Source organism: Sphingobium sp. SG1 (assembly GCF_057063145.1).
The window spans coordinates 337,985-361,565 of sequence record NZ_JBVVOJ010000002.1 but is presented as its reverse complement, the minus strand read 5'-3'; the positions used below and the strand labels follow the sequence as shown (position 1 = coordinate 361,565).

The window sequence follows — 23,581 nt, the reverse complement described above, 5'->3', positions numbered from 1 at the left end:
GTCGCCCTACGCGAGGTAAGGCGTTCCCGCAAGGATTTGCCGTGCGTCGTCGCAGTCGCGTGCGATCTGCGCGATCAGCGGGTCGAGGCCGTCATATTTCGCCTCCGGCCGGAGATAGTGGATCAGTTGCACTTCGATGCTCTGATCGTAGAGGCTTTCGGCGAAATCGAAGAAATGCGGTTCCAGCAGCAGCTTGGGCGGATCGAAGGTCGGGCGGATGCCCAGATTGGCGGCGCCGTCCAGCACCCGGCCATCGGCCAGCAGCCCGCGCACGGCATAAATGCCGAAGGCCGGGCGCAGATAGGGGCCAAGATCGATATTGGCGGTCGGGAAGCCGATGGTGCGCCCCAGCTTGTCGCCATGCTGGACTATACCCTGGATCGTGAAGGGACGCGTCAGCAGGCGGGTGGCGGTGGCGCAATCACCGGCCTGCAATGCGGCGCGGATGCGGCTGGAGCTGATCACTCCCTCCGCGTCCGTGACCGGCGCGACCGCCTCGGCCGGCAGGCCCAGTTCGGCGAAGCTGGCGATGGTGCCGCTGCGGCCCTTGCCGAAGGTAAAATCCTCGCCCGTGACGACGGCGGCGACGCCCAGTTGCTCCACCAGCAGGCGGACATAGCCGGCCGGGTTGAGCGCAGCGAGTTCGCGGGTGAAGTCGAACACCAGCATCGCGTCGGCGCCGGCAGCCGCGAACAGCGCCTGGCGCTGGTCCAGCGTGGTCAGGCGAAAGGGCGGCGTATCGGGCTGGAACAGGCGCATGGGATGCGGATCGAAAGTGGCGACGATCGCCGGCCGCCCCTCCGCCCGCGCACGCGCGATCGCGCGGCCGACCACCGCCTGATGGCCGGCATGAAAGCCGTCGAAATTGCCAAGCGCCATGACGCCGCCGCGCAGATGCGCAGGGATCGGGGCATTGCTGGTAAGCCGCTCCATGGCCGGGGCTATAGGGTGACACACAGGGCGTGGCAATTGGCGATCACGTCCACACATCCCTGTCGTCATTGCGAGCGTAGCGAAGCAATCCATGTGCGTCGGTGGATTGCTTCGCTACGCTCGCAATGACGGAAGATTTACGGGCGACGGCCGAACGTCACGAAGCTGTAGGCCGGGCGCCCGTCCAGCGCGGGATGATCTGCGCGGGCTGTCTCGCGCCAGTCCGCCGGATCGGGATAGCCGATATGGGTCTCGCCTTCGGCGTCAACATGCACCTCGGTCAGCTCGATCCGGTCGGCCCGATCGAGGAACAGGCGATAGATTTCCGCGCCGCCGATCACCATCAGCACCGGCCCGTCAGCCAGCGCGATCGCGGCATCGACATCATGGGCAACCTCCGCCCCCTCGCCCATCCATTCCAGATCGCGGGTCAGCACGATATGGCGACGGCCGGGCAACAGGCCGGGCAGGCTGTCGAACGTCTTGCGCCCCATCAGCATCGGATGGCCGGCGGTCAGCGCCTTGAAATGCCTGAGGTCGGCCGGCAGCCGCCAGGGCAGGTCGCCATCCCGGCCAATCACCCCATTGTCGGCGCGGGCCAGGATCAGGACGATGTCCGGCTGCTCGCTCATGATCGCGCTTCCTCCGCCAAAAAATTTCGTCATTCCCGCGCAGGCGGGAATCCATCACCGAACCAAGCCGATGGGGCGAACGCGTGAGATGGATCCCCGCCTTCGCGGGGATGACGAGGTGAATAGATTAAAGCGACAACCGCGTCACATGCCCCATCTTGCGGCCCGGACGCGCCTCATGCTTGCCATAGAGGTGGAGATGATTTTCCGGGTCGGACAGGATCGCCGGCCATTCCGCCGCATCGTCGCCGATCAGGTTGCGCATCTCGACCTGCCGGGCGGCCAGCCCCGTGTCGCCGAGCGGCAGGCCACAGATCGCGCGGACATGGTTCTCGAACTGGCTGGTGAGCGCCCCCTCGGTCGTCCAATGACCGCTATTATGGACGCGCGGCGCCATTTCGTTGAACACCGGGCCGTCGGCGCTGGCAAAGAATTCCAGCGTCAGCACGCCGACATAGTCGAGCGCATCGGCGACCTGCTTGGCGAGCGCGCGGGCGGCGGGCAACTGCCCCTCGATCAGCGAGCCGGCCGGCACGGTCGAAGTGGCGAGGATGCCATCGACATGGACGTTGGCGGCCGAATCCCAGAAACGCACCGCGCCATCCGCGCCGCGCACCAGGATCACCGAATATTCCTGATCGAAGGTCACGAAGCCTTCGAGGATCGCGGGCTGGCGGCCAATCGCGTTCCAGGCGCCGACCGCGTCGCCCGGCTCGTTGATCCGGGCCTGGCCCTTGCCGTCATAACCCATGCGGTTGGTCTTGAGGATCGCGCGGCTGCCGATCGTCTCGATCGCGGTTTCCAGATCGTCCAGGCTGTCGACCGGCGCGAACGGCGCGGTCAGGCCGCCCAGATCGGCGACGAAACGCTTTTCGGCCAGACGATCCTGCGCGATGCGCAACGCGCCGGCGCCGGGGCGGACCAGCCCATGGCTCGCAAGCACCTCGACTGCCGACGGATCGATATTCTCGAATTCATAGGTGACGACGTCCACGCCCTCGGCAAAGGCGGCGAGCGCGGCGGCATCCTCATAGGCGCCCTGGGTCCAACTCGGCGAGACATCGGCGGCGGGGCCGCTTTCCTCGGGCGCGTATATATGGGTGCGATAGCCAAGCTGGGCCGCGGCCATGGCGATCATCCGGCCAAGCTGGCCGCCGCCAAGGATGCCGATGGTGGCGCCGGGGGCAATGGTCGTCATGATCGGGATCAGTCCTCGACGGTTTCGGCGACGGCGTCGGTCTGGCGCGCGCGCCAGGCGTCCAGCCGCTGCGCCAGCGCATCGTCATGCGTCGCCAGGATCGACGCGGCGAGCAGGCCGGCATTGATCGCGCCGGGCTTGCCGATGGCCAGCGTGCCGACCGGGATGCCGCCGGGCATCTGGACGATGGAGAGCAGCGAATCCATGCCCTTCAATGCCTTGGACTCCACCGGCACGCCCAGCACCGGCAGGCGGGTCATCGACGCGGCCATGCCGGGCAGATGGGCGGCACCACCGGCACCGGCGATGATGACCTTGAGGCCGCGGCCAGCGGCGCTGGTGGCATAATCATAGAGGCGTTGCGGGGTGCGATGGGCGGACACGACCTTGCACTCATGGGCGACGCCCAGCGCTTCCAGCGTCTCGGCGGCATGACGCATCGTCTCCCAGTCGGAGCGCGAGCCCATGATGATGCCGACTTCCACTGCCCCGCTCATAATTTGCTTCCCCTGATGGGGCGGCCCACCGGCCTGCCCGGAAAGCAAAGCCCCTTAGCGGCCGGGCCGCCAAGGGGCAATTGTTATGGACATTAAAATTCCGTTCGGGCTGAGCGAAGTCGAAGCCCGGCACTGAACGAAGTGAAGTGGCTTCGCCAAGCTCAGCCAGTCCTTCGACTTCGCTCAGGACGAACGGCGCCCTTACCGTTCCGACAGATAATAGCGATCGGTCGCGGTCAGATCGTCGGCCAGTTCATAGACGATCGGCTGACCGGTCGGGATTTCCAGCTCGGTGATCTCGTCGTCGGGGATGTTCGACAGATGCTTAACCAGCGCGCGCAGCGAATTGCCATGGGCGGAGATGACGACGCGCTTGCCAGCCTTCAGGTCGGGCGCGATGACCGATTCCCAATAGGGCAGCACGCGGGCGATCGTGTCCTTCAGGCTTTCGGTCGACGGGATGGCGATGCCGTCATAGCGGCGGTCCTTCGACAGGTCGAACTCGCTGCCGGCTTCCAGTACCGGCGGCGGAACGTCGAAGCTGCGGCGCCAAATCTTCACCTGCGCATCGCCATGCTTGGCCGCGGTCTCGGCCTTGTTGAGGCCGGTCAGGCCGCCATAATGGCGTTCATTCAGGCGCCAGTCCTTCTCGACCGGCAGCCACAGTCGCCCCATTTCCTCCAGCGCCAGGTTCAGCGTCTTGATCGCGCGGGTCTGGAGCGAGGTGAAGCACTGGTCGAAATCCAGCCCCTTTTCCTTCATCAGCCGGCCGGCGGCGCGCGCCTCTTCCGCGCCCTTTTCCGTCACGTCGACATCCCACCAGCCGGTGAAGCGGTTTTCCAGGTTCCAGGTCGACTGACCATGGCGGATGAGGACGAGCGTGGGCATCGGGCGTGTCTCCTGCACGATAGGGGCGAAAGATGCGCCTGCCATAGCGGGCAAAATTATGGGCGCAAGCTTGTCGCGGGTCAGGACAAGCCCACATTGCAGTCAAACCGGCGATGCGATAGCTCGGGACGACCAACGGAAAAGGAATGGCGATTTGGCATTTGTGAAGGGCGCGTGGCGCATCCTGGTCGCGATCAAGGACGGACTGGTGCTCCTGTTCCTCCTGCTCTTCTTCGGGCTGCTCTATGCCGCCCTGTCCTTCTCGCCCAAGCCGGCCAAGCCGATCGGCAGCGGCGCGCTGTTGCTGGATCTGGATGGCTCGATCGTCGAGCAGCCGGCGGAGGTCAGTGCCACCGCCATCCTGTCGGGCTCGGGCGACCAGGCGAAGGAATATCGCCTGTCCGACATATTGACCGCGCTCGACGCCGCCCGCACCGATGACAAGGTGAAGGCGGTGGTCCTCGACCTCGACGATTTCACCGGCGGCGGCCAGGTCGCGATCGCCCGCGTCGGCAAGGCGCTGGACGCGGTGCGCGCCGCCAAGAAGCCGGTCTTTGCCTTCGCCACCCTCTATAGCGACGACAGCTATCAGCTCGCCGCCCATGCCAGCGAAGCCTGGGTCGACCCGATGGGCGGCGTCGCCATCGCCGGGCGCGGCGGCTCCGGCCTCTATTATAAGGGGCTGATCGACAAGCTGGGCGTCAACACCCATGTCTATCGCGTTGGCACCTACAAGAGCTTCGTCGAACCCTATATCCGCGCCGACCAGTCGCCCGCCGCCAAGCAGGCCAATCAGGAACTGGCTGGCGCGCTGTGGCAGAACTGGCAGGATGACGTGACCAGGGCGCGCCCGAAGGCCAAGGTCGCGGCCTACGCCGCCGATCCCGCCACCGCCGCCAGCGCTGCCGGCGGCGACATGGCCAAAGCCGCACTGGCCGCCGGGCTGGTCGACCATCTGGGCGATCAGGACGCCTTTGAAGAGCGCGTCGCCAAGGTTGCAGGCGATCCGTCAGACAAGGATGAGACCGATTATGCCGCGATCGACTATGCCGCCTATGTGAAGGCCAGGAAGCCCGCCAATGACGGGCAGATCGGCGTACTGACCGTGGCCGGCGACATTGTCGATGGCGAGGCCGGCCCCGGCACCGCGGCGGGCGACACGATTTCCGACTTGCTGCTCAAGGCACTGGACGAGAAGGACTTGAAGGCCCTGGTCGTGCGCGTCGATTCGCCGGGTGGATCGGTGCAGGCGTCGGAGAAGATCCGTCGCGCCATCATGGAGGCCAAGTCCGGCGGCCTGCCGATCGTCGTGTCGATGGGCAATGTCGCGGCAAGCGGCGGCTATTGGGTCTCGACCCCGGCCGACATCGTCTTTGCCGAACCCGATACCATCACCGGGTCGATCGGCGTGTTCGGCATCATTCCGAGCTTCGAGGGCACGCTGGCCAAGATGGGCATCACCACCGACGGCGTGCGCACCACGCCTTTGTCGGGCCAGCCCGACATCGCCGGCGGCACCACCCCGCAATTCGACCAGATCATGCAGATGGGCGTCGAGGATATTTATCGCCGGTTCGTCGGCTTGGTCGCGCAGGCCCGGCACAAGACGCCGGCACAGATCGACACCATCGCCCAGGGCCGCGTCTGGGATGGCGGCACTGCCCGCCAGATCGGTCTGGTCGACCGGTTCGGCGACCTCAACGACGCGATCGCCGAGGCCGCACGGCGCGCCAAGATCGATCCGGCCAAGGCCAAGCCCTACTGGATCGAGAAGCAGCCGGACAAGTTCGCCGAGTTCGTCCAGTCGATCGCCGATCGTGAGAAGGATGATGCCGGCGCGCCGCGCGACATGATCGGCCGCGAGGCGAAGCTGCAGCAGCGCTGGGCGCTGCAGGCCGTCACCGATGTGCGCGGACTGGTGAGCGGCGCGGGCGTGCGCGCCGACTGCCTGGAATGCCGCGGCTATGGCGCGCCCAGGCCTGTGAACCAGGCGGATGCGCGTGGATGGCTGGCGTTACTGGGGACAGCCTGGCACTGACGCCAGGCCCTCACTTTCGCCCGAACAATTTCTCGATATCGCCATGGCCGAGCTTCACCCAGGTGGGCCGGCCATGGTTGCATTGGCCCGAGCGCGGGGTCACTTCCATTTCGCGCAGCAGGGCGTTCATTTCCGCGACGCTGAGGATACGGCCTGCGCGGACCGAGCCGTGGCAGGCCATGGTCGCGGCGACCAGATCGAGCCGCTCCTTGAGCGACAGCGCGCTGTCATAGGCGGCAAGATCGTCGGCCAGATCGGAGACCAGCCCCTGCACATCGCCCTGTCCCAGCATCGCCGGGGTTGCCCGCACCAGCATGGCCGAGGGGCCGAAGCGCTCCAGCTCCAGGCCGAACTCCTTAAGTTCGGCGACCCGCGCCTCCAGCCGGTCACAGGCCGGCTCGTCCAGTTCGACCACCTCGGGCAGCAGCAGCGCCTGCGACGCCACGCCCTGCCCCTCCATCGCGCGGCGCATCCGTTCCAGGGTCAGCCGCTCATGCGCCGCATGCTGGTCGACGATGACCAGGCCATCCTCGGCCTCGGCGACGATATAGGTGCGCGCGACCTGGCCGCGCGCGACGCCCAGCGGGAAGCTGTGCCCTTCGGGTGCGGGCGCGGCGGCGGGTTCCGCGCGCGCCTGGGGCGGCGGGGTCAGGAAATTCGGCCGCCGATCCCCTACCCCCTGATAGCCGGCGGGCGAGGATGGCGCGAACTGGCTGTAGCTGGGCGGCGCATAGGGCGTGGCCGCGGCTTCGAAGATCGGCATGGCGCCGATCGGCGTGGGCGACAGCGGTTCGGGCCGCCAGGCGTTGAGCGCGGCGGGATCGGCATGCTGGACCGCGCGAAAGCCCTCTGCGTCAAGGGCGCGGCGCAGGCCCGAGACGATCATACCGCGAATCAGCGCCGGATCGCGGAAACGCACCTCCGTCTTGGCGGGGTGGACATTGACGTCCACCTCCAGCGGCGGGACGTCGAGGAACAGGGCAACCACCGGGTGGCGATCGCGCGCCAGCATGTCGGCATAGGCGCCGCGCAGCGCGCCGATCAGCAGCCGATCACGAACCGGGCGGCCATTGACGAACAGATATTGATGATCGCCCACGCCGCGATTGTAGGTCGGCAGCGAGGCGACGCCGGAAAGTTGCACCCCATCCCGCTCCAGGCTGACGATCACATGATTGTCGGCAAGCTGCCGGTCGGTGAGCGCGGCGACCCGCTCCTCCCGCGCCTCGCCCGCCTGCACGCCCAGCACGCGGCGACCATCATGCTCGACCGAGAAGGCGACCGACGGATGGGCCATGGCCAGGCGACGCATGACGTCGAGGCAGGCGGCATATTCCGACTTGGCCGAGCGCAGGAATTTGCGCCGCGCGGGCACCCTGGCGAAGAGCTGGTCAACGGTGACGCGGGTGCCGGGTGGCAGTGCGGCCGGCCCTTCGGCCACCAGCACGCCATTGTCGACGGTGCGGCTCCAGCCATCGGCGCCGCGCGGCCGGCTGTCGATCGACAGGCGCGCAACCGAGGCGATCGAGGGCAGCGCCTCGCCCCGGAAACCCAGCGTCGCGACATTCTCGATCGCGTCGTCAGGCATCTTGGATGTGGCATGGCGCTCCAGCGCCAGGGCCATGTCCTGCGAATCCATGCCACAGCCGTCATCGCTGACCTCGATCCGGTCGAGCCCGCCGCTCGACAGGCGCACGGCGATGCGCGTCGCGCCGGCATCCAGCGCGTTTTCGACGATTTCCTTGAGCGCGCTGGCGGGTCTTTCGACCACTTCGCCTGCGGCAATGCGATTGACCAGATGTTCGGGCAGACGGCGTATTGACATTGATTAGTGACTAGCCCAAGCGAGCGCTTTCCGCGAGCCGCGACCCCAAAAATATTCCAGCATAGATTTGGGCGGGACGGAGCGCGGACACGAACACTGCCGTCCCGGCGCAACCGGGCGAAACAGGATGAAGCATGTCGATCTTCTCGCGCCTCTTCAAATTCTCCTCCCAGGACATGGCCATCGACCTGGGTACCGCCAACACCGTGGTCTATGTCCGTGGCCGCGGCATCGTCCTCAATGAACCTTCCGTGGTCGCGGTCGAGACGCTGAACGGCGTCAAGCGCGTCAAGGCGGTCGGCGACGATGCCAAGCTGATGATGGGCAAGACCCCGGATTCGATCGAGGCGATCCGCCCGCTGCGCGACGGCGTCATCGCCGACATCGACGTGGCCGAGCAGATGATCAAGCATTTCATCAACAAGGTGCATGGCGGCAAGCACAGCCCCTGGCGCGCGCCCGAGATCGTGATCTGCGTGCCATCGGGCTCGACCAGCGTCGAGCGCCGCGCCATCCGCGACGCCGCCAGCAATGCCGGCGCCAGCCAGGTGTTCCTGATCGAGGAACCGATGGCCGCCGCGATCGGCGCCGACATGCCGGTGACCGAACCGATCGGCTCGATGGTCGTCGACATTGGCGGTGGCACCACCGAAGTCGCCGTGCTGTCGCTGCGCGGCCTGGCCTACACCACCTCGGTCCGCGTCGGCGGCGACAAGATGGACGAGGCGATCGTCAGCTTCGTGCGTCGCCACCATAATCTGCTGATCGGCGAAGCCACCGCCGAGCGCATCAAGAAGCAGTTCGGCGTTGCCCAGCCGCCCGAGGACGGCGTCGGCGAGACGATCCACATCAAGGGTCGCGACCTCGTCAACGGCGTGCCGAAGGAAATCAGCATCAACCAGGGCCAGATCGCCGACGCACTGGCCGAGCCGATCAGCACGATCGTCGAAGGCGTGCGCATCGCCCTGGAAAACACCGCGCCCGAACTGGCGGCCGACATTGTCGATCAGGGCATCGTCCTGACCGGCGGCGGCGCGCTGCTCAAGGGGCTGGACGATGAACTGCGCGACGAGACCGGCCTGCCGGTCACCATCGCGGAAGATCCGCTGACCTGCGTCGCGATCGGCACCGGCCGCGCGATGGAGGATCCGATCTTCCGGGGCGTGTTGCAGACTGCCTGATCCGGGGGACATAGACGATGGCGCGGCCACCCAGCCGACGCCCCGGTCATAACCGGAAGGCGCAATATAGCCTCTTCGCCAGCTATGTGGTGGCAATGGCCGGGGCAGCGATCGCGCTGCTGCTGATCGTTGTCGCCATCTTCGATCCGACCGGCTTTGCCGCGATCCGGACAGGGACGGCGGAAATCACCCGCCCCCTGTCCACCGGCATGAAGCGGACGGTGAGCGGCGTCAGCTCGATCGACGAGGTTCTGGCCGCCTATTGGCGCGCCGGTTCCCAGAATGTCGGCCTGCGCCGTCAGGTCGAGGCCGATCGCAACCGGATCATCGAGGCAAAGGGCATCGCGCAGGAAAATGCGCGGCTCAAGAAGCTGTTGAAGCTGGTCGATGTCGACAGCAGCGCGCTGCTGTCGGCGCGCCTCATCAGTTCGTCCGCCAGCAGCGCGCGTCGCTTCGCCCGGCTCAACGCCGGCAGCTGGCAGGGCGTGCGTCCGGGCATGCCGGTCCGCGCAGCCGAGGGGCTGATCGGCCGCGTCCATACCACCACGCCCAACACCGCCGAAGTGCTGCTGCTGACCGACACGAGCAATATCGTGCCGGTGCGCCGCGCCAACGACAATGTCCCGGCCATTTCCACCGGCGGCGGCGACGGATCGCTGGAGATCCGCGCACTGGCGGCCGGTCGCAATCCGTTCAAGCCGGGCGATCTGCTGGTGACGTCGGGCATTGGCGGCATCTTCCAGCCCAATATCCCGGTCGCGGTGGTCGTCCGCGTCCAGGGCGAGATCGCCTATGGCGTGCCGCTCGCCAACCCGACCAAGGTCGATGCCGTCGTGGTCGAGCGCGCCTTCGAGCAGATCGTGACCCGCCCCGATCCGGGCGTGGCCGCGACCAGCGACCCCAATGGCCTGGCCGCCGGGAACGCCGCGACGCCATGATCGATCGCAATCTGCCGCCGGTTCCCCGCCTGGGCCGCCATCCGTCGCGCTGGCGCCTGGCGGGAACGCCGGTGGTGACCGTGATGCTGGGGTCGATGCTGACGATCCTGCCCGTCATCGCCCAGTCGCCGGCGATGCCGCCCTTCGGCCTGCTGGTCCTGCTGGCCTGGCGGCTGCTGCGCCCGGAATTGTGGCGCGCCTGGGTCGGCCTGCCGCTCGGCCTGTTCGACGACATGATGAGCGGCCAGCCGATCGGCTCCGCCATGTTCCTGTGGACCGTGATGCTGATCGGCATCGACGCGATCGAGCATCGGCTCGTCTGGCGCAGCTATCGTCAGGACTGGTTAATCGCGACCATGGCGATTATCTTCTGCCTGGCCGGCGGCGTCTTCTTCGCGCGAATTACCGGCGGAGGTCCTGTGAAACTGTTGCTGGTCGCGCCCCAAATGCTCTGGACGATATTGCTCTTTCCCTTCGTCGTCCGGCAATGTGCCCGGATCGACCGCTGGCGCGTGATGGCATGAAATTCCCGACGCCCAAGCGCAAGATCGTCACCGAAGCCACCCAGAGTTTCACCTTCAGCCGCCGGGCCATGGTGGTCGGCGGGCTGCAGGGCGCGATCGGCGCATTGCTGGTCGGCCGCATGGGCTGGATCAGCATTGCCGAGAACGAGAAATATCAGCTCCTGTCGGAAAGCAATCGCGTCAACCTGACGCTGATCCCGCCCCGGCGCGGCTGGATCGTCGATCGCAACGGCCGGCCGCTGGCCAATAACCGCACCGATTTCCGCGTCGACCTGATCCCGCAGCGGATCGTCGATGCCGAGGCGACGGTGGGTCATCTGGCGCAACTCCTCTCGCTCCAGCCCGACGATGTCGAGCGGATCAAGGAGGAACTGGACAAGTCGGCCGGCTTCCGTCCGGTCCAGGTCGCCGACAAGCTGACCTATGACCAGTTCGCCGCCGTCTCCGTCCGCCTGACCGACCTGCCCGGCGTCGCGCCGAGCCAGGGCTTTTCGCGCCATTATCCCGCCGGCGCCACGGTCGGCCATCTGCTCGGCTATGTCGGCGCGGCGACCGCGGAAGACTATAAGAAGCGCAAGGATCCGCTGCTCATCACGCCGGGCTTCAAGGTCGGCAAGGACGGGCTGGAGCGCGCCTATGACGAGCATCTGACCGGCAAACCCGGCGCCAAGCGGGTGGAAGTCACCGCGCGCGGCAAGATCGTGCGCGAACTCACCACTCGGCCCGATACGCCCGGCAATCCGATCAAGCTGACGATCGACGCGGGCCTGCAGGAATATGCCGGCCGGCGCCTCGCCACCCAGAGCGGCGCGGTGGTGGTGATCGACTGCCATAATGGCGACGTGCTCGCCTGCGCATCCATGCCCAGCTTCGACCCCAACAGCTTTTCCGACGGCATCAGCCATCTGGAATGGGAAATGCTGTCGAAGGACGACCATGTCCCGCTGCGCAACAAGGTGCTGCAGGGCCTCTATCCACCCGGATCGACGGTCAAGCCGATGGTGGCGCTGGCACTGCTGGAGGCGGGCGTATCGCCGGCCGAGACGGTGAGTTGCGGCGGCGCGATCCGCGTCGGCAACACATTGTTTCACTGCCACAAGAAGCGCGGCCATGGCCCGCTCAACATGCGCGGCGCGATCGCCCAGAGCTGCGACATCTATTTCTACCAGATGGCCCAGCGGATCGGCATGGACCGCATCGCCAGCATGGCGCGGCGCGTCGGCATGGGCCAGCGCTTCGACCTGCCCTTCCCCAGCCAGAGCTATGGCACGGTCCCGGACCCGGCGTGGAAGCTCAAGAAATACAACCAGAAATGGCAGGTGTACGACACCGTCAACGCGACCATCGGCCAGGGCTATATGCTGATCAATCCGCTGCAGATGGCGGTGATGGCAGCGCGGCTGGCGACCGGACGGCAGTTGATGCCCAATTTCCTGCATGGCGCGGCCCGGCCCGAGCCGGCGCTGGTCGGCGTACCCGAGGAGCATCTGGTGACGATCCGCGACGCGATGAGCGCGGTGGTCAATGGCGGCGGCACCGGCGGCGCGGCGCGCATGAGCATCCCCAATGTGCTGATCGCCGGCAAGACTGGCACGGCACAGGTCCGTCGCATCACCATGGCGGAGCGCGCCGGCGGCGTGCGCGGTAATGCCGGTCTGCCCTTCAAGCTGCGCGACCACGCCCTGTTCCAGGGCTTCGCGCCGTTCGACAACCCCCGCTACGCGATCGCCTGCATCATCGAACATGGCGGCCACACCATCCGCAATGAGGATGCGCCGATGATCGCGAGCGACACCATGTCCTATCTGTTCGATCCGCAGAAGGCGATGGAGAAGCTGGTCACGCTGGAAAAGGGCTGGGGCGGCACCCCGGCCGAACGCCAGGCCCGCCAGATGGCCGCCTTCCGCCTGGCCAAGGCGATCGAGAAGGGACAGGCGCCGCCGCCGGCCGCCGCAGCCAATGGCAGCGAGGCCGCAAATGCGACCGCGCCGACCGCCAGCCCGCCAGCCGCCAGCCCGCCACCACCGGCCCCGTCATCGGCTGAGCCCGATGATGGCGACGACCTGCCCGCGCCCCCCGGCCCCGGAAACCCGTAATGAGCATCATACCCCAGTCCGTCACCGAATTTCCCTGGCGCGTGCTGGGCCTGCTTGCCGCCATCGCCCTGTTCGGCACGCTGGTGCTCTACAGCGCCGCGGGTGGCAGCATCACCCCCTGGGCAATCAACCAGGGGGTGCGCTTCGTCATCTTCGCCGTCATGGCGCTGGTGCTGAGCCGGATCCCGCTGGAATTGTTCGCCCGCTTTGCCTTCCCCGCCTATGGCGCGGTGCTGGTGTCGCTGGTGCTGGTGGAACTGATCGGCGGCGTCGCCGGCGGCAGCCAGCGCTGGATCAACCTGGGCTTCATGCAGCTGCAACCGTCGGAATTCATGAAACCGATCATCGTGCTGGCGGTCGCCCGCTTCTATGCGATGCTGCCAGTGGGGGAAATCCGCCGCTGGAACGCCATCTGGCCCGCGTTGGTGCTGATCGGCGTTCCCTGGGCGCTGGTGCTGGTACAGCCGGATCTGGGCACTGCGACGATGATCCTGGCGGGCGGCATCACCGTCATGTTTCTGGCCGGCCTGCCGCTGCGCCTGTTCATCGGCTCCGGCCTCACCGTCGCCGCGATCATCCCGATCGCCTTCAGCTTCCTGCATGACTATCAGAAAAAGCGCGTCCTGATCTTCATGGACCCGGAAAGCGATCCGCTGGGCGCGGGCTATCATATCAGCCAGTCGAAGATCGCGATCGGCTCCGGCGGCATCTGGGGCAAGGGCTTCCTCCAGGGCACGCAAAGCCATCTCCAATATCTGCCCGAAGGCCATACCGACTTCGTCTTCGCCACCATGGCGGAGGAATGGGGCATGGCCGGCGGCGTGTTCCTGATCGGCGCCTTCATGCTGCTGTTCCGCTGGGGCATCCGCGTGTCGCTGCGCACGCCCGACAAGTTCGCGCGTCTGGTCGCGGCGGGCCTCACCACCACCATCTTCTTCTACATGGCGATCAACCTGATGATGGTCATGGGCCTTGCCCCCGTGGTCGGCATCCCCCTGCCCTTCATGTCCTATGGCGGTTCATCGATGCTGACCGTCATGCTGTGCGTGGGCATCATCATGTCGATCGACCGCTCGACCAAGCGCACCACGCGCATCGGCAACTGGGCCTGAGCGGGCCTCTCGCGAAAAAATTGTGCAATAACGCAATTTACTGTTTGCAGAATCAAATGTGCCTGCTAACAGGCCGCCCACACCGAAGCGATCAGCCACCAAGACTGACCGACAACGGGATGGACGCATAGCTCAGTTGGTAGAGCAGCTGACTCTTAATCAGCGGGTCCTTGGTTCGAGCCCAAGTGCGTCCACCAAATCCTGCATCGGCCTGATGCAGGTTCGATCCTCCAGCGGATCGCTTATAGGCCAGTGTGGACGCATAGCTCAGTTGGTAGAGCAGCTGACTCTTAATCAGCGGGTCCTTGGTTCGAGCCCAAGTGCGTCCACCACCCCTTCCCATCTCCAGATTTGATAGCCAAGCGCAGATCCGCCATTGGGCGCTTTTGCGGCTATTTCGCGCCGGCTTCTCAAAGTTGGCTGCTCACCCCATCGGCACGAAAAAAGCCGCTGAAAACCGGATGATCCGGCCTCCAGCGGCTTGCCCCGAATGGCTCTTCGGCTTTTATCAGAATTTGAAGCGGACGCCCGCCGTGAAGGCCCGGTCGATAAAGTCGTAGACCGCGATATTGGTGGGCAGGTTCACCCCCGGCACGGTGCCCGGAATGATCGGCGGCTGCTTGTCGAACAGGTTGTTGACGTTGGCGAACAGCTCGAAATTGCCATTCCCCTGGGGCACGGTGAAGCGCATGGCCAGGTCGGTATACCAGACCGCCTTCACCTTATCATCGACGAACTCGATCGGCACCGGCCCACCGGGAATATCCAACCGCATCTTGTGAATATATTGTTCGGACAGGGTGATGCCGAACGGCCCGTTGCTGTAATCGATCGAGAAATTGCCGCGCCATCGCGGGAAGCCGGCCGGGTTGCTGCCGACCACGCTGACGCCCGCATAATGGGCGATCGGCGCGCCCCCATATTGCTGGGCATCGAACTTGTCGAGATAGTTCATGTAGAGGCGCAGGCTGAGCGCCCCGTCGCCCAGCGCGGTGCGATAGCTGGCGTCGAAATCGATGCCGGCGGTCTTCAGGAAGGCGATGTTGGCCGGCACGATATGCACCAGCGAGGGCAGGCTGGTCGGCGTCGCCCGATCGATCAGGCCGCATTCGGCCACGCCCGATCCGCCCGCATTATAGCAGTTGGTGATGATCTGCTGCGACGAAAGCGTGTCGATCAGGCCCGTGACCTTGATCTTGTAATAGTCGACCGACAGCGAAAAGCCGGGGAAGAAGGATGGCGTCAGCACGCCCCCGATCGTCAGCGTCTTGGCCTTTTCCGGCTTCAGATTGGCGTTGCCGCTGGTGACCGTGTTCACATTCTGGTTGAGGCCGCTGCCATAGCTGCCATCGGCCGTCTGCAGATCGTTGACGATGCCGATGCCGCTCTGCGCCCCCGAATAGAGTTCGAACAGGTTGGGCGCACGGATGTCGCGCGACAGGGTGGCACGCAGCAGCAGGTCATCGACCGGCTTCCAGGTTGCGCCAACCTTCCAGGTCTCGACCGTACCCGACGTCGAATAGTCGGTGATGCGGCCCGCGCCGTTGATGCTCAGTTCCCGGAAGAAGGGCTTGTCCTTCAGGATCGGGACCGCCAGTTCGGCATAGGCTTCCTTGACGTTCAGGCTGCCATGCGCCGTGCCGACATTGGTCAGCCAGTAGAAGTTGGTGGTGGCGGGCACCCCGCGCAGGCCGGCGAAATAGGCGCTGCGCTCGGCCGCCGTGTCGAGCAGCGAGGGATCGGCATTGCTGGTGAGGTTCAGCGTCTGCTTGCGATATTCCGCGCCGACCGCGAAGTCGACCGGCCCGGCCGGCAGGTCGAACAGGCTGCCACTGAGGTTCACCGCAAAGCTGTCCTGACGGATGCTGGCCCGGTAACGCGACGTGCCGGTCGCATAGGCATAGCCTTCGGGCGTCGACTTGGACGGATCGCCATGCAGCACGTCGATCGGCTTGCAGCCCGCATATTGGCTGGCATAGGTCGGATCGAGCAGCACCCGGCAGGTGATCTGGCCGGTGCTCGGATCGACCACCGCGTCGGCCGCCGCATAGAGCTTCTTGCTGTCATAAAGGCCGGAATTGGCCAGGATGTGCTTGGAGTCGCCATGCGAATAGGTGGCGCTCCAGTCGAGCCCGCCCAGCTTGCCAGTGAAGCCCGCATTGACCATCCAGTAATCGGTTCGTTCCTTGGCGATGGCTGTCGGCTGGCCGGCATCATATTGGCCGACCGTGTAGCTGTCCGTCGCGGACGTCAGCGCCGAATTCAGCGCGGACGACAGATAGGGATTGCCCTTGTAGATGGTGACACCCTGCGACGCCGGGACCAGCGCATTCACCTGGGTCGAATATTCCAGGTCCGAGCGCGACCAGCTGCCCTGGACGAAGGCGTTGATATCGTCGGTCAGGTCATAGCTCAGACGACCGAACGCCTGATAGGTGGTCAGCGGAATGACCGCCGCGCCGGTGGTCGGGATCTGGTAGCCGTCGCCGCCCGACTGGAAGCCGGTGGTGCCGACCGCCGTGCCGGTGTTGAACGGCCGGGTCGTGCCGTCATTGTTGATGACCTGCCCGACATAGGGATTGCCCGCCACGCTGGAGGCGGTGATGCGGCCATTGGGCGCCAGCGCCGAAATCAGGATGTTCGACCCGATCGTATAGGGGTTGCGCGCGCCGCCGGGCGCACAGACCGACGCCGGCTCGCTCGCCAGCTTGGTGCAACCCACGACGCTGCCGACATAGCTATAGCCCTTGGTCGCATAGTCGCGATCGCTGCGCAGCATGCCTTCATTGTTGGAATATTCGCCGCTCAGCAGAATATGCCCGCGTCCGCCGGCAAAATCCTGGCCGACCGCCAGGCCGAGGCGCTGGTTGGCATTGTCGCCTTCGTCGGAAATGCCCGCCTGGGCAACGCCCTTGATGCCGGTGAATTTCTTGTCGAGCACGAAGTTGACGACACCCGCGACCGCGTCAGAGCCCCATTGGGCCGAGGCGCCGCCGGTCACCACGTCGACCCGCTGCATCAGCAGCTGCGGCAGCACATTGGTGTCGATCGTGCCGATATATTCGGTCGGCGACACGCGCATGCCGTCGAACAGGATCAGCGTGCGCAGCGGCCCCTTGGGATTGGCGCTGGGCGTGCCCAGGCCGCGCAGATTGAGCACATTGCCATGGATCGGCGCGTTCGAGAAATTCGACGCCGACTTGGACGGGCTGAGCGAATTGGAGAATTGCGGCAGCTTGTTGAGCGCGTCCGGAATGCTCGACGGCGTCGTGCGCGACAATTCCTCGGTCGTGGCGACCGTCACCGGCGTCGGCGCGGTATAGCCATCGCGCACGATGCGCGAGCCGGTAACGACGATGTCGGATGTGCTGACCGGTGCGGCACTACCCTGCTCGGCGGCCTGCTCCGGTGCCGGTGCGGGCGGCGCCGCATCCTGCGCCAGGGCGCTGCCCGTCATCGCGACGATGCTGGCGCCGATCGCCAGCGACGACGCAAAAATCTTGTGCTTGGACATTGGTCTTTCCTCTCCCTGGACGCAATGTGTCGGCTCGTTGGCCCACACCTGTCATTATTATCCCGGTGTGCATTTTTATTTCTATCGCTCCAGCGGTGGATGTCAACTAATTTTGCACCAGTGGTAAATGTTTGATCGAAAAGAATTTGCCCCCTTGCCGCAACGGAAATCCGGCCTTCTTATTAGGGACAGGGGATAAAGCCGCGAAAAGCGGCGCATCATATATTGACCTATGGTGCAAAAATGTGCGTTATGCCGGCAACAGATCGTGCCGCTCCCCGGACCAGGCACGGCGATCAGCATGGAGAAGGTCGGTGTCGAGCCTGCGCAACAGAGAATCGGTGATAATCAGGGCGTTCCGTCGATGAGCGAACCTGCCTTGTCCCTGTCAGCTTCGCCGTCACCCTCAGCGCCGATCGACAGCCCCCCGCCGCCGTCCCCTTCCCCGGCCACCGCCGACTATCCCAGTCCCTTCATGGGTTGGCTGACGGTCGCGATCCTGTTCCTGCTCTATATCCTGTCGCTGACCGACCGGAACATCATGGCGCTGATGGTCGGCCCGATCAAACAGGATCTGGGTCTCTCCGACCTCCAGATCAGCCTGCTCCAGGGGCCTGCCTTCGCCGTCCTCTTCTGCCTGTGCGCCATTCCGCTCGGCATGGCGCTCGACCGCTTCAGCCGCCGCATCGTCCTCTATCTGTCGGTCACGGTCTGGAGCATCGCCGCCGCCTCCTGCGGTCTCGCCGGCAGCTTCATCGGCCTTGCCATGGCGCGGGCCGGGGTGGGCGCGGGCGAGTCGGGCTTTGGCACCGGCAGCTATTCGGTCGTCGGCGACAGCTTCCCCCCGCACCGCGTCTCGCTCGCCATGTCGGTCTTCATCATGGGCGGCGTCATGGGCGCGGGCATCGTCTTCCTGCTGGGCGGCCCGATCGTCGGCGCGGCGATGAAGGCCGGCCCCGCCACATGGCCACTCTTCGGCACGCTCCAGCCCTGGCAGCAGGTGTTCATCATGACCGGCGCGCCCGGCATCCTGCTCGCCTTCCTCGTCTTCCTGTTCCGCGAACCGCCCCGGCGCAAGGCCGTGAGCGCGGGCGCGGGCTATGGCGAGGCATGGGCCTATATCCGCCGGCACAAGCCGCTCTACACCGCCGCCTTTGTCGGCTTCGGCCTCGCTTATGCCGCCACCATCGGCTTCCAGCTCTGGACCCCGGTCTATCTCGCTCGCGTCCATGGCTGGCAGCCAGCGCAGATCGGCCCGGTGATCGGCATCGCCCAGATCGCTGCCGCGGCGCTGATCCCGCTCCATGGCTGGACCGTCGATCGCCTCTATCGCCGGGGGCGCAAGGACGCGCATCTCTTCTGGTGCCTGATGACCGTGCTGGCCGCCGCCCCCTTCGGCATCGCCGCCTTCCTGGTCGCCAGCCCCTGGGTCACGGTCGCCTGCTATTGGTGCTTCATGGCGCTGATCCTCTCGACCGCCAGCATGGGGCCGGCCACCGTCCAGGTCGTCACCCCTGCCTATCTGCGCGGCGGCGTCTCGGCCCTCTATGTGCTGGCATCGGGCCTCATCGCGATGGCCGGCGGCCCGGCCTTCATCGGCCTCGTCACCGACAAGCTGTGGGGCGACGAGATGAAGGTGGGCTTGTCGCTCATTACCAGCGTCTTCTGCGTGCTGCTGCCCGCCGCTCTGCTCTTCGCCCTCGGCCGCGCCTCGATGCGCCGCGCCCATGAAGGCGAGCCGGTCTGACCGGCTGTTTCCGAAAGGACATAAAGATGATCGAAACCCGCCGCCCCGCCTTTATCGACGGCAAGCCCAAGCAGTTGCTGATCGACGGCCAGCATGTCGACGCGCTGTCGGGCAAGACATTCCAGAGCTTCAGCGCCTCCACCGGCGAACTGGTCGCCGAACTCGCGCTGGCCGGCGCCGAGGATGTCGACCGTGCCGTGCGCGCCGCGCGCGCCGCCTTTGAAGGGCCATGGAGCCGGTTCAAGCCGGCCGAGCGCCAGGCGGTGCTGCTGCGCCTCGCCGACCTGGTCGATGCCGAGTTTCAGGATCTCGCCCTGCTCGACGTGATCGAGATGGGCCGGCCGATCACCGCCGCCATGGGGCTGCGCGGCATGTTGCAGCGATCGTTGCGCCATTTCGCCGGCGCCGCTACCGCCATCCATGGCGAGACCCTGTCCAACAGCTTCCCGGTCGATCTCCTATCCTACACGTTGAAGGAACCAGTCGGCGTCGTCGGCGCGATCATCCCCTGGAACGGACCGCTGTTCAGCGCCGCCTGGAAGATCGGCCCGGTGCTCGCCACCGGCTGCACCATCGTGCTGAAGCCGGCGGAGGATGCCTCGCTCAGCCCGCTGCGCTTCGCCGAACTCTGCCTGGAGGCCGGGGTGCCGCCCGGAGTCGTCAATGTCGTCACCGGCGCAGGCGAGACCGGCGCCGCCCTCTCCGCCCATCCCGACGTCGACAAGATCGCCTTCACCGGCTCGTGCGAGACCGGCCAGCGGATCATCGCCGCCTCGGCCGGATCGGTGAAGAAGGTGACGATGGAACTGGGCGGCAAGTCGCCCAACATCATCTTCGCCGATGCCGATCTCGACGCCGCCACCCCGGCGGCCGCCATGGGCGTGTTCAACAATTCGGGCCAGGTCTGCGCCGCCGGCACCCGCCTGTTCGTCGAACGGCCTGTCTATGAGGAGATGGTGCAGCGCATCGCCGCCTTCGCCGCCGATCTGAAGATCGGTCCCAGCCTCGATCCCGAAACCGTGATCGGCCCGCTGGTATCGGCCAAGCAGTTCGCCCGCGTCTCCTCCTATCTCGACCTTGGCCCGCAGGAGGGCGCTCGCCTCGTCACCGGCGGCCATCGCGTCACCGGCGGCGCGCTCGACAAGGGCCATTGGGTCGCCCCGACCATTTTCGCCGACGTGACCGACGAGATGCGGATCGCCCGCGAGGAAATTTTCGGCCCCGTCTCCTGCATCCTGCCCTTCGACAGCCTGGACGAGGTGATTGGCCGCGCCAACGCGACCCGCTTCGGCCTCGCCGGCGGGGTGTGGACCCGCGACATCGGCAAGGCCATGACGGCGGTCAAGCGCATCCGCGCCGGCTCCATCTGGGTGAACCATTATTTCGCCATGGACCCGTCGGTCCCGTTCGGCGGCTACAAGATGAGCGGCTACGGCCGGGAGGGCGGCGCCGAACATATCGACGCCTATCTTCAGACCAAGGGCGTGTGGATCCGCACCTGAGCGGTGCCAACCGAGGGGCTTGTCAGCGCCCCTCGGCATAGGCGCGGATCAGCGCATAGAGATAGTCGCGCCCATCATAGACGCTCTTCACCCGGATGCGTTCGTCCACCCCATGCGCGCCATTGCCGTCGGGATCGAGGAAGATGCCCGGCACGCCATAGGTCGGGATGCCCGCAGCGCTGAGATAGCGGCCATCGGTGCCGGCGGTCAGCAGGTTGGGCACCACCGGAATGCCGGGGAAATGCCGCTGCGCCAGTTTTTCGGCCGGTCCCATGATCCGGGGATCGAGCGGCGGCGGCACGGCCGGCGCCCCCTTGTCGCCCTTGCGCGTCAGGGCAATGCCGGACGGCAGCGCCGACCGTAACTTTGCCTCGACATCCTCCACCCTGTCGCCGGGAAACAGGCGGCACTGGATCGTCGCCTGCGCCCGCTGCGGCAGGGCATTTTCGGCATGGCCCGCCTCCACCTGCGTCGCGACACAGGTGGTGCGCAGCATCGCATTATAGGTGACGTCGCCTGTTACCGTCGCGACCGTTGCGGCATCGTCCTGCCCCTGCCCCAGCCGCTCCATCGCCTGCCCCATCGCACCGCCGACGATCGGCCCCATGCGGGTGAAATAGCCGCGATTGGTCGGGTTGAGCTGGATCGGGAATGACAGCCGCCGCACCGCCTCCAGCGCATCGGCCAGGTCATAGATCGCATTGTCGGAACGCGGGCGGCTGCTATGGCCGCCGCTGTTGCGCGCCTCGATCGTGAAGCTCTGCGCATATTTCTCGCCCACCGCCAGATAGAGGGCGATCGGCCGGCCATCCTTGTCGCTGATGCCATAGCCGCCCTCGTTCAGGGCAAAGCCCGCCTGCACCGCATCGCGCCGGTTGCGCAGCAGCCAGTCGACGCCGTTCACCGCATCGCTGCTTTCCTCGCCACAGGTCAGCGCCACCTTGATCGTGCGCCGGGGACGAAATCCTGCCGCCTGCATCCGGATCAGACTGTCGATCCAGATGGCCGACAGCGCCTTGTCGTCGATCACCCCGCGCCCGATGAAATAGCCCTTCTCCTCGGTCAGGCGGAACGGATCGCGCGGCCAATCCTCGCGCCGGGCCGCCACCACATCGATATGATCGACCAGCAGCATCGGCGCAGCGCGCGGATCGCTCCCCTCGATCCGGGCAATCAGGCCGCCATCCTTCTCATGCCCCTCCGGCACGAAGACCTCGGCGCGGTCCGGCCCGAAGCCCGCCCTGCGCAGCCGATCGAGCATCCGGCCCGCCGCCACGGTGCAGCTGCCCGTCGGCGCGCTGGTGTCGGTCTCCACCAGTTCGCGATAGATATCGCGAAAGGCGATCTGGTCGGGGCGCAGTTCCGCCGCCATAGCCGGGCCGGATGCCAGCGCGACAAGGCCACCAAGGGCCAGCAGGGAGGCTCTCATTTCTGGATGTCGAGCGCGCGTTCGGGGCAGGATTTGGCGCCCATCCAGGCCAGCCTTTCCTGCTCTTCCGGCACGTCGATGTCGCCGGGCATGATATAGCCCTCGTCATCCAGTTCGAAGATATCGGGCGCCATCGCCCAGCAACGGGCATGGCCCTGGCATTTCTCGCGATGCACGATGATCTTCATGCCGCATCCTCCTGCGACCAGTCGAGGATGAGGTTTTCGATCCCGAACACATGGCCGCCATAGGTGACCGGCGCGGTGCCGGATTTGATGCGGAAGGTCGGGATGCGTTTCAGCCATTCCTCCAGCCCCACGACGATCTCGCGCCGCGCCAGATGCGACCCCAGGCAGCGATGCGGCCCATAGGCAAAGGCGGTGTGACGATTATCCTCGCGGGCGAGGTCGATGCGCGCAGGATCGGCAAATTCCAGCGGATCGCGATTGGCGATCATCGTCGCGCAGGACACATAGTCGCCCTTGCGGATCGGCGCGCCCTCGAAATCCACGTCCTTCGTCGCGACCCGGATCATCTGCACCGTCGGATAGGCGCGCAGCAATTCCTCCGCCGCCAGCACGATCCGCTTGGGATCGTCGCGCAGCCATTGCTGGTCCGCCTGATGCCGCGCCAGATAGTTGAGGTCAAAGCCGATCGCGGCCGCCACCGTGTCCAGCCCGGCGATGAACAGCAGCACGCCCGTGCCCCTGATCTCCATGTCGGTCAGCGGCCGGTCGTCGATCCGCGACTGCACCAGGAAGGACATGAAATCATCGACCGGCTGCCGGCGCCGATCGGCCGAAAGCTCGTCGATGAAGGCGACGATGGTGCGCGCCGCCGCCGGCCGCTTCACATTGTCGCCATGCAACAGGTCATTGGCCCAGCCGACAAATTCGTCCAGCCTATCGTCCGACAGGCCCAGGAAACGCAGGAAGATATTGACCGCGAAGGGGAAGGCAAAATCGGTCATCACGTCGCAGCTGGTGCCGGATGCCGCGATCCGGTCGATCAGCACGCTCGCCCTTTCGCGCACCGCCGTTTCCAGCGCCATCACCCGCTTGGGCGACAGCAGCGGGTTGAGCAGTGAGCGGAACTTGCCATGTTCGGGCGGGTCCAGCTCCAGCGGGATCATCGGCCAGCTTTCGCCCAGCGCCGAGGCAAAGATGCTGCGATGGCTGGAGAAGGTTTCTGGATCCTGCAGCACCCGCCGCTGGTCCTGCGCACGGGTGATGACCCATGTGCCCTTGCCGTCGCGGGTGTTGACCGGCGAATAGAAGATGCGCGGCCCGTCATGCACCACCGCGCTCGCCGCCTGCGGATCGCCATTGGGCGTCGGCTCCAGCCCCGGCGAACTGAACAGGCTGAAATTGCCGATCATGTCGGGCGGCACATGCGCCGGGATCGGACGGGCGGCCATGGTTTCCATAATGCGCTCTCCTGCAGCGGTAGCCAGTTCTCGCGCCACGGCGGACCGGCCTTATCAATTTTGCATTATGGTATAGTTTATGAGCACGCCGCCGGCTGTCA

At 66.0% G+C, this 23,581-nt stretch carries 18 protein-coding genes and 2 tRNA genes; 10 read left to right on the top strand and 10 right to left on the bottom strand.

Annotated elements, in window-relative coordinates; all coding sequences use genetic code 11:
* Positions 1 to 6: 6 nt before the first annotated feature.
* From AC0KVN_RS07150 to gpmA, 5 genes are all read right to left on the bottom strand, one after another.
* Positions 7 to 933, bottom strand: a complete 927-nt coding sequence (locus AC0KVN_RS07150) for a bifunctional riboflavin kinase/FAD synthetase (protein ID WP_435566511.1) — start codon at positions 931 to 933, stop codon at positions 7 to 9.
* Positions 934 to 1,070: 137 nt separating this feature from the next.
* Positions 1,071 to 1,565, bottom strand: a complete 495-nt coding sequence (locus AC0KVN_RS07145; RefSeq protein WP_435566510.1) for a dihydrofolate reductase — start codon at positions 1,563 to 1,565, stop codon at positions 1,071 to 1,073.
* A 127-nt stretch (positions 1,566 to 1,692) separates the two neighbouring features.
* Entirely contained in the window at positions 1,693 to 2,763 is a 1,071-nt protein-coding gene (locus AC0KVN_RS07140; protein ID WP_435566509.1) for a 5-(carboxyamino)imidazole ribonucleotide synthase, read from the bottom strand.
* Positions 2,764 to 2,771: 8 nt separating this feature from the next.
* On the bottom strand, positions 2,772 to 3,260 hold the full coding sequence (gene purE, locus AC0KVN_RS07135; protein WP_010339039.1) for a 5-(carboxyamino)imidazole ribonucleotide mutase: 489 nt from the start codon (positions 3,258 to 3,260) through the stop codon (positions 2,772 to 2,774).
* A gap of 201 nt (positions 3,261 to 3,461) precedes the next feature.
* Complete coding sequence (gene gpmA / locus AC0KVN_RS07130) at positions 3,462 to 4,148, bottom strand: 2,3-diphosphoglycerate-dependent phosphoglycerate mutase (protein WP_435566508.1); 687 nt, start codon at positions 4,146 to 4,148, stop codon at positions 3,462 to 3,464.
* Between the two features lie 154 nt (positions 4,149 to 4,302).
* On the opposite strand from gpmA, the gene sppA reads away from it, so the two are divergent.
* On the top strand, positions 4,303 to 6,186 hold the full coding sequence (sppA, locus tag AC0KVN_RS07125; protein ID WP_435566507.1) for a signal peptide peptidase SppA: 1,884 nt from the start codon (positions 4,303 to 4,305) through the stop codon (positions 6,184 to 6,186).
* Positions 6,187 to 6,196: 10 nt separating this feature from the next.
* Here sppA and mutL read toward each other — a convergent pair whose 3' ends face one another.
* Complete coding sequence (gene mutL / locus AC0KVN_RS07120) at positions 6,197 to 8,011, bottom strand: DNA mismatch repair endonuclease MutL (protein ID WP_435566506.1); 1,815 nt, start codon at positions 8,009 to 8,011, stop codon at positions 6,197 to 6,199.
* Between the two features lie 134 nt (positions 8,012 to 8,145).
* Between mutL and AC0KVN_RS07115 the strand changes: the two genes are divergently transcribed.
* The 7 genes from AC0KVN_RS07115 to AC0KVN_RS07085 all read left to right on the top strand — a co-directional run bounded on the left by AC0KVN_RS07115 (position 8,146) and on the right by AC0KVN_RS07085 (position 14,194).
* Entirely contained in the window at positions 8,146 to 9,192 is a 1,047-nt protein-coding gene (locus AC0KVN_RS07115; protein ID WP_004212359.1) for a rod shape-determining protein, read from the top strand.
* A 17-nt stretch (positions 9,193 to 9,209) separates the two neighbouring features.
* Positions 9,210 to 10,130, top strand: coding sequence for a rod shape-determining protein MreC (gene mreC / locus AC0KVN_RS07110; protein WP_004212358.1), 921 nt, complete (start codon positions 9,210 to 9,212; stop codon positions 10,128 to 10,130).
* On the top strand, positions 10,127 to 10,654 hold the full coding sequence (gene mreD / locus AC0KVN_RS07105) for a rod shape-determining protein MreD (RefSeq protein WP_017499256.1): 528 nt from the start codon (positions 10,127 to 10,129) through the stop codon (positions 10,652 to 10,654). The genes mreC and mreD overlap by 4 nt, the downstream gene beginning before the upstream one ends.
* Positions 10,651 to 12,750, top strand: a complete 2,100-nt coding sequence (mrdA, locus tag AC0KVN_RS07100; RefSeq protein ID WP_435566505.1) for a penicillin-binding protein 2 — start codon at positions 10,651 to 10,653, stop codon at positions 12,748 to 12,750. The genes mreD and mrdA overlap by 4 nt, the downstream gene beginning before the upstream one ends.
* Entirely contained in the window at positions 12,750 to 13,862 is a 1,113-nt protein-coding gene (gene rodA, locus AC0KVN_RS07095; protein WP_017499258.1) for a rod shape-determining protein RodA, read from the top strand. The genes mrdA and rodA overlap by 1 nt, the downstream gene beginning before the upstream one ends.
* Before the next feature lie 121 nt (positions 13,863 to 13,983).
* Positions 13,984 to 14,059 (top strand) — tRNA-Lys (locus AC0KVN_RS07090).
* Positions 14,060 to 14,118: 59 nt separating this feature from the next.
* Positions 14,119 to 14,194, top strand: a tRNA-Lys gene (locus tag AC0KVN_RS07085).
* Between the two features lie 176 nt (positions 14,195 to 14,370).
* Here AC0KVN_RS07085 and AC0KVN_RS07080 read toward each other — a convergent pair.
* Complete coding sequence (locus AC0KVN_RS07080; RefSeq protein ID WP_483656036.1) at positions 14,371 to 17,376, bottom strand: TonB-dependent receptor domain-containing protein; 3,006 nt, start codon at positions 17,374 to 17,376, stop codon at positions 14,371 to 14,373.
* 364 nt (positions 17,377 to 17,740) lie between these two features.
* Here AC0KVN_RS07080 and AC0KVN_RS07075 point away from each other — a divergent pair, with 364 nt between their 5' ends.
* Together AC0KVN_RS07075 and AC0KVN_RS07070 are read left to right on the top strand one after the other, a co-directional pair.
* Positions 17,741 to 19,123: an MFS transporter gene (locus AC0KVN_RS07075; protein ID WP_483656035.1), complete on the top strand. Its 1,383-nt coding sequence runs from the start codon at positions 17,741 to 17,743 to the stop codon at positions 19,121 to 19,123.
* A gap of 26 nt (positions 19,124 to 19,149) precedes the next feature.
* Entirely contained in the window at positions 19,150 to 20,625 is a 1,476-nt protein-coding gene (locus AC0KVN_RS07070) for an aldehyde dehydrogenase family protein (protein ID WP_435566503.1), read from the top strand.
* A gap of 22 nt (positions 20,626 to 20,647) precedes the next feature.
* Here the strand turns inward: AC0KVN_RS07070 and AC0KVN_RS07065 are convergent, their stop codons facing one another.
* The 3 genes from AC0KVN_RS07065 to AC0KVN_RS07055 are packed head-to-tail and all read right to left on the bottom strand — an operon-like array spanning position 20,648 to position 23,480.
* Positions 20,648 to 22,054: a M20/M25/M40 family metallo-hydrolase gene (locus AC0KVN_RS07065; RefSeq protein ID WP_435566502.1), complete on the bottom strand. Its 1,407-nt coding sequence runs from the start codon at positions 22,052 to 22,054 to the stop codon at positions 20,648 to 20,650.
* Entirely contained in the window at positions 22,051 to 22,242 is a 192-nt protein-coding gene (locus AC0KVN_RS07060; protein WP_004212347.1) for a ferredoxin, read from the bottom strand. Before AC0KVN_RS07060 ends, AC0KVN_RS07065 begins: the two co-directional genes overlap by 4 nt.
* Positions 22,239 to 23,480, bottom strand: a complete 1,242-nt coding sequence (locus AC0KVN_RS07055) for a cytochrome P450 (protein WP_048936597.1) — start codon at positions 23,478 to 23,480, stop codon at positions 22,239 to 22,241. The genes AC0KVN_RS07060 and AC0KVN_RS07055 overlap by 4 nt, the downstream gene beginning before the upstream one ends.
* Positions 23,481 to 23,581 lie beyond the last annotated feature (101 nt).

Bases quoted from the DNA above. Each gene is read 5' to 3' on its own strand.
- AC0KVN_RS07150 (WP_435566511.1), bottom strand. From the start codon at position 933: ATGGAGCGGCTTACCAGCAATGCCCCGATCCCTGCGCATCTGCGCGGC.
- AC0KVN_RS07115 (WP_004212359.1), top strand. From the start codon at position 8,146: ATGTCGATCTTCTCGCGCCTCTTCAAATTCTCCTCCCAGGACATGGCC.
- AC0KVN_RS07055 (WP_048936597.1), bottom strand. From the start codon at position 23,480: ATGGAAACCATGGCCGCCCGTCCGATCCCGGCGCATGTGCCGCCCGAC.
- AC0KVN_RS07080 (WP_483656036.1), bottom strand. From the start codon at position 17,376: ATGTCCAAGCACAAGATTTTTGCGTCGTCGCTGGCGATCGGCGCCAGC.
- rodA (WP_017499258.1), top strand. From the start codon at position 12,750: ATGAGCATCATACCCCAGTCCGTCACCGAATTTCCCTGGCGCGTGCTG.
- AC0KVN_RS07075 (WP_483656035.1), top strand. From the start codon at position 17,741: ATGAGCGAACCTGCCTTGTCCCTGTCAGCTTCGCCGTCACCCTCAGCG.
- purE (WP_010339039.1), bottom strand. From the start codon at position 3,260: ATGAGCGGGGCAGTGGAAGTCGGCATCATCATGGGCTCGCGCTCCGAC.
- mreC (WP_004212358.1), top strand. From the start codon at position 9,210: ATGGCGCGGCCACCCAGCCGACGCCCCGGTCATAACCGGAAGGCGCAA.
- mutL (WP_435566506.1), bottom strand. From the start codon at position 8,011: ATGTCAATACGCCGTCTGCCCGAACATCTGGTCAATCGCATTGCCGCA.
- gpmA (WP_435566508.1), bottom strand. From the start codon at position 4,148: ATGCCCACGCTCGTCCTCATCCGCCATGGTCAGTCGACCTGGAACCTG.
- AC0KVN_RS07070 (WP_435566503.1), top strand. From the start codon at position 19,150: ATGATCGAAACCCGCCGCCCCGCCTTTATCGACGGCAAGCCCAAGCAG.
- mreD (WP_017499256.1), top strand. From the start codon at position 10,127: ATGATCGATCGCAATCTGCCGCCGGTTCCCCGCCTGGGCCGCCATCCG.
- AC0KVN_RS07145 (WP_435566510.1), bottom strand. From the start codon at position 1,565: ATGAGCGAGCAGCCGGACATCGTCCTGATCCTGGCCCGCGCCGACAAT.
- AC0KVN_RS07065 (WP_435566502.1), bottom strand. From the start codon at position 22,054: ATGAGAGCCTCCCTGCTGGCCCTTGGTGGCCTTGTCGCGCTGGCATCC.
- mrdA (WP_435566505.1), top strand. From the start codon at position 10,651: ATGAAATTCCCGACGCCCAAGCGCAAGATCGTCACCGAAGCCACCCAG.
- AC0KVN_RS07060 (WP_004212347.1), bottom strand. From the start codon at position 22,242: ATGAAGATCATCGTGCATCGCGAGAAATGCCAGGGCCATGCCCGTTGC.
- AC0KVN_RS07140 (WP_435566509.1), bottom strand. From the start codon at position 2,763: ATGACGACCATTGCCCCCGGCGCCACCATCGGCATCCTTGGCGGCGGC.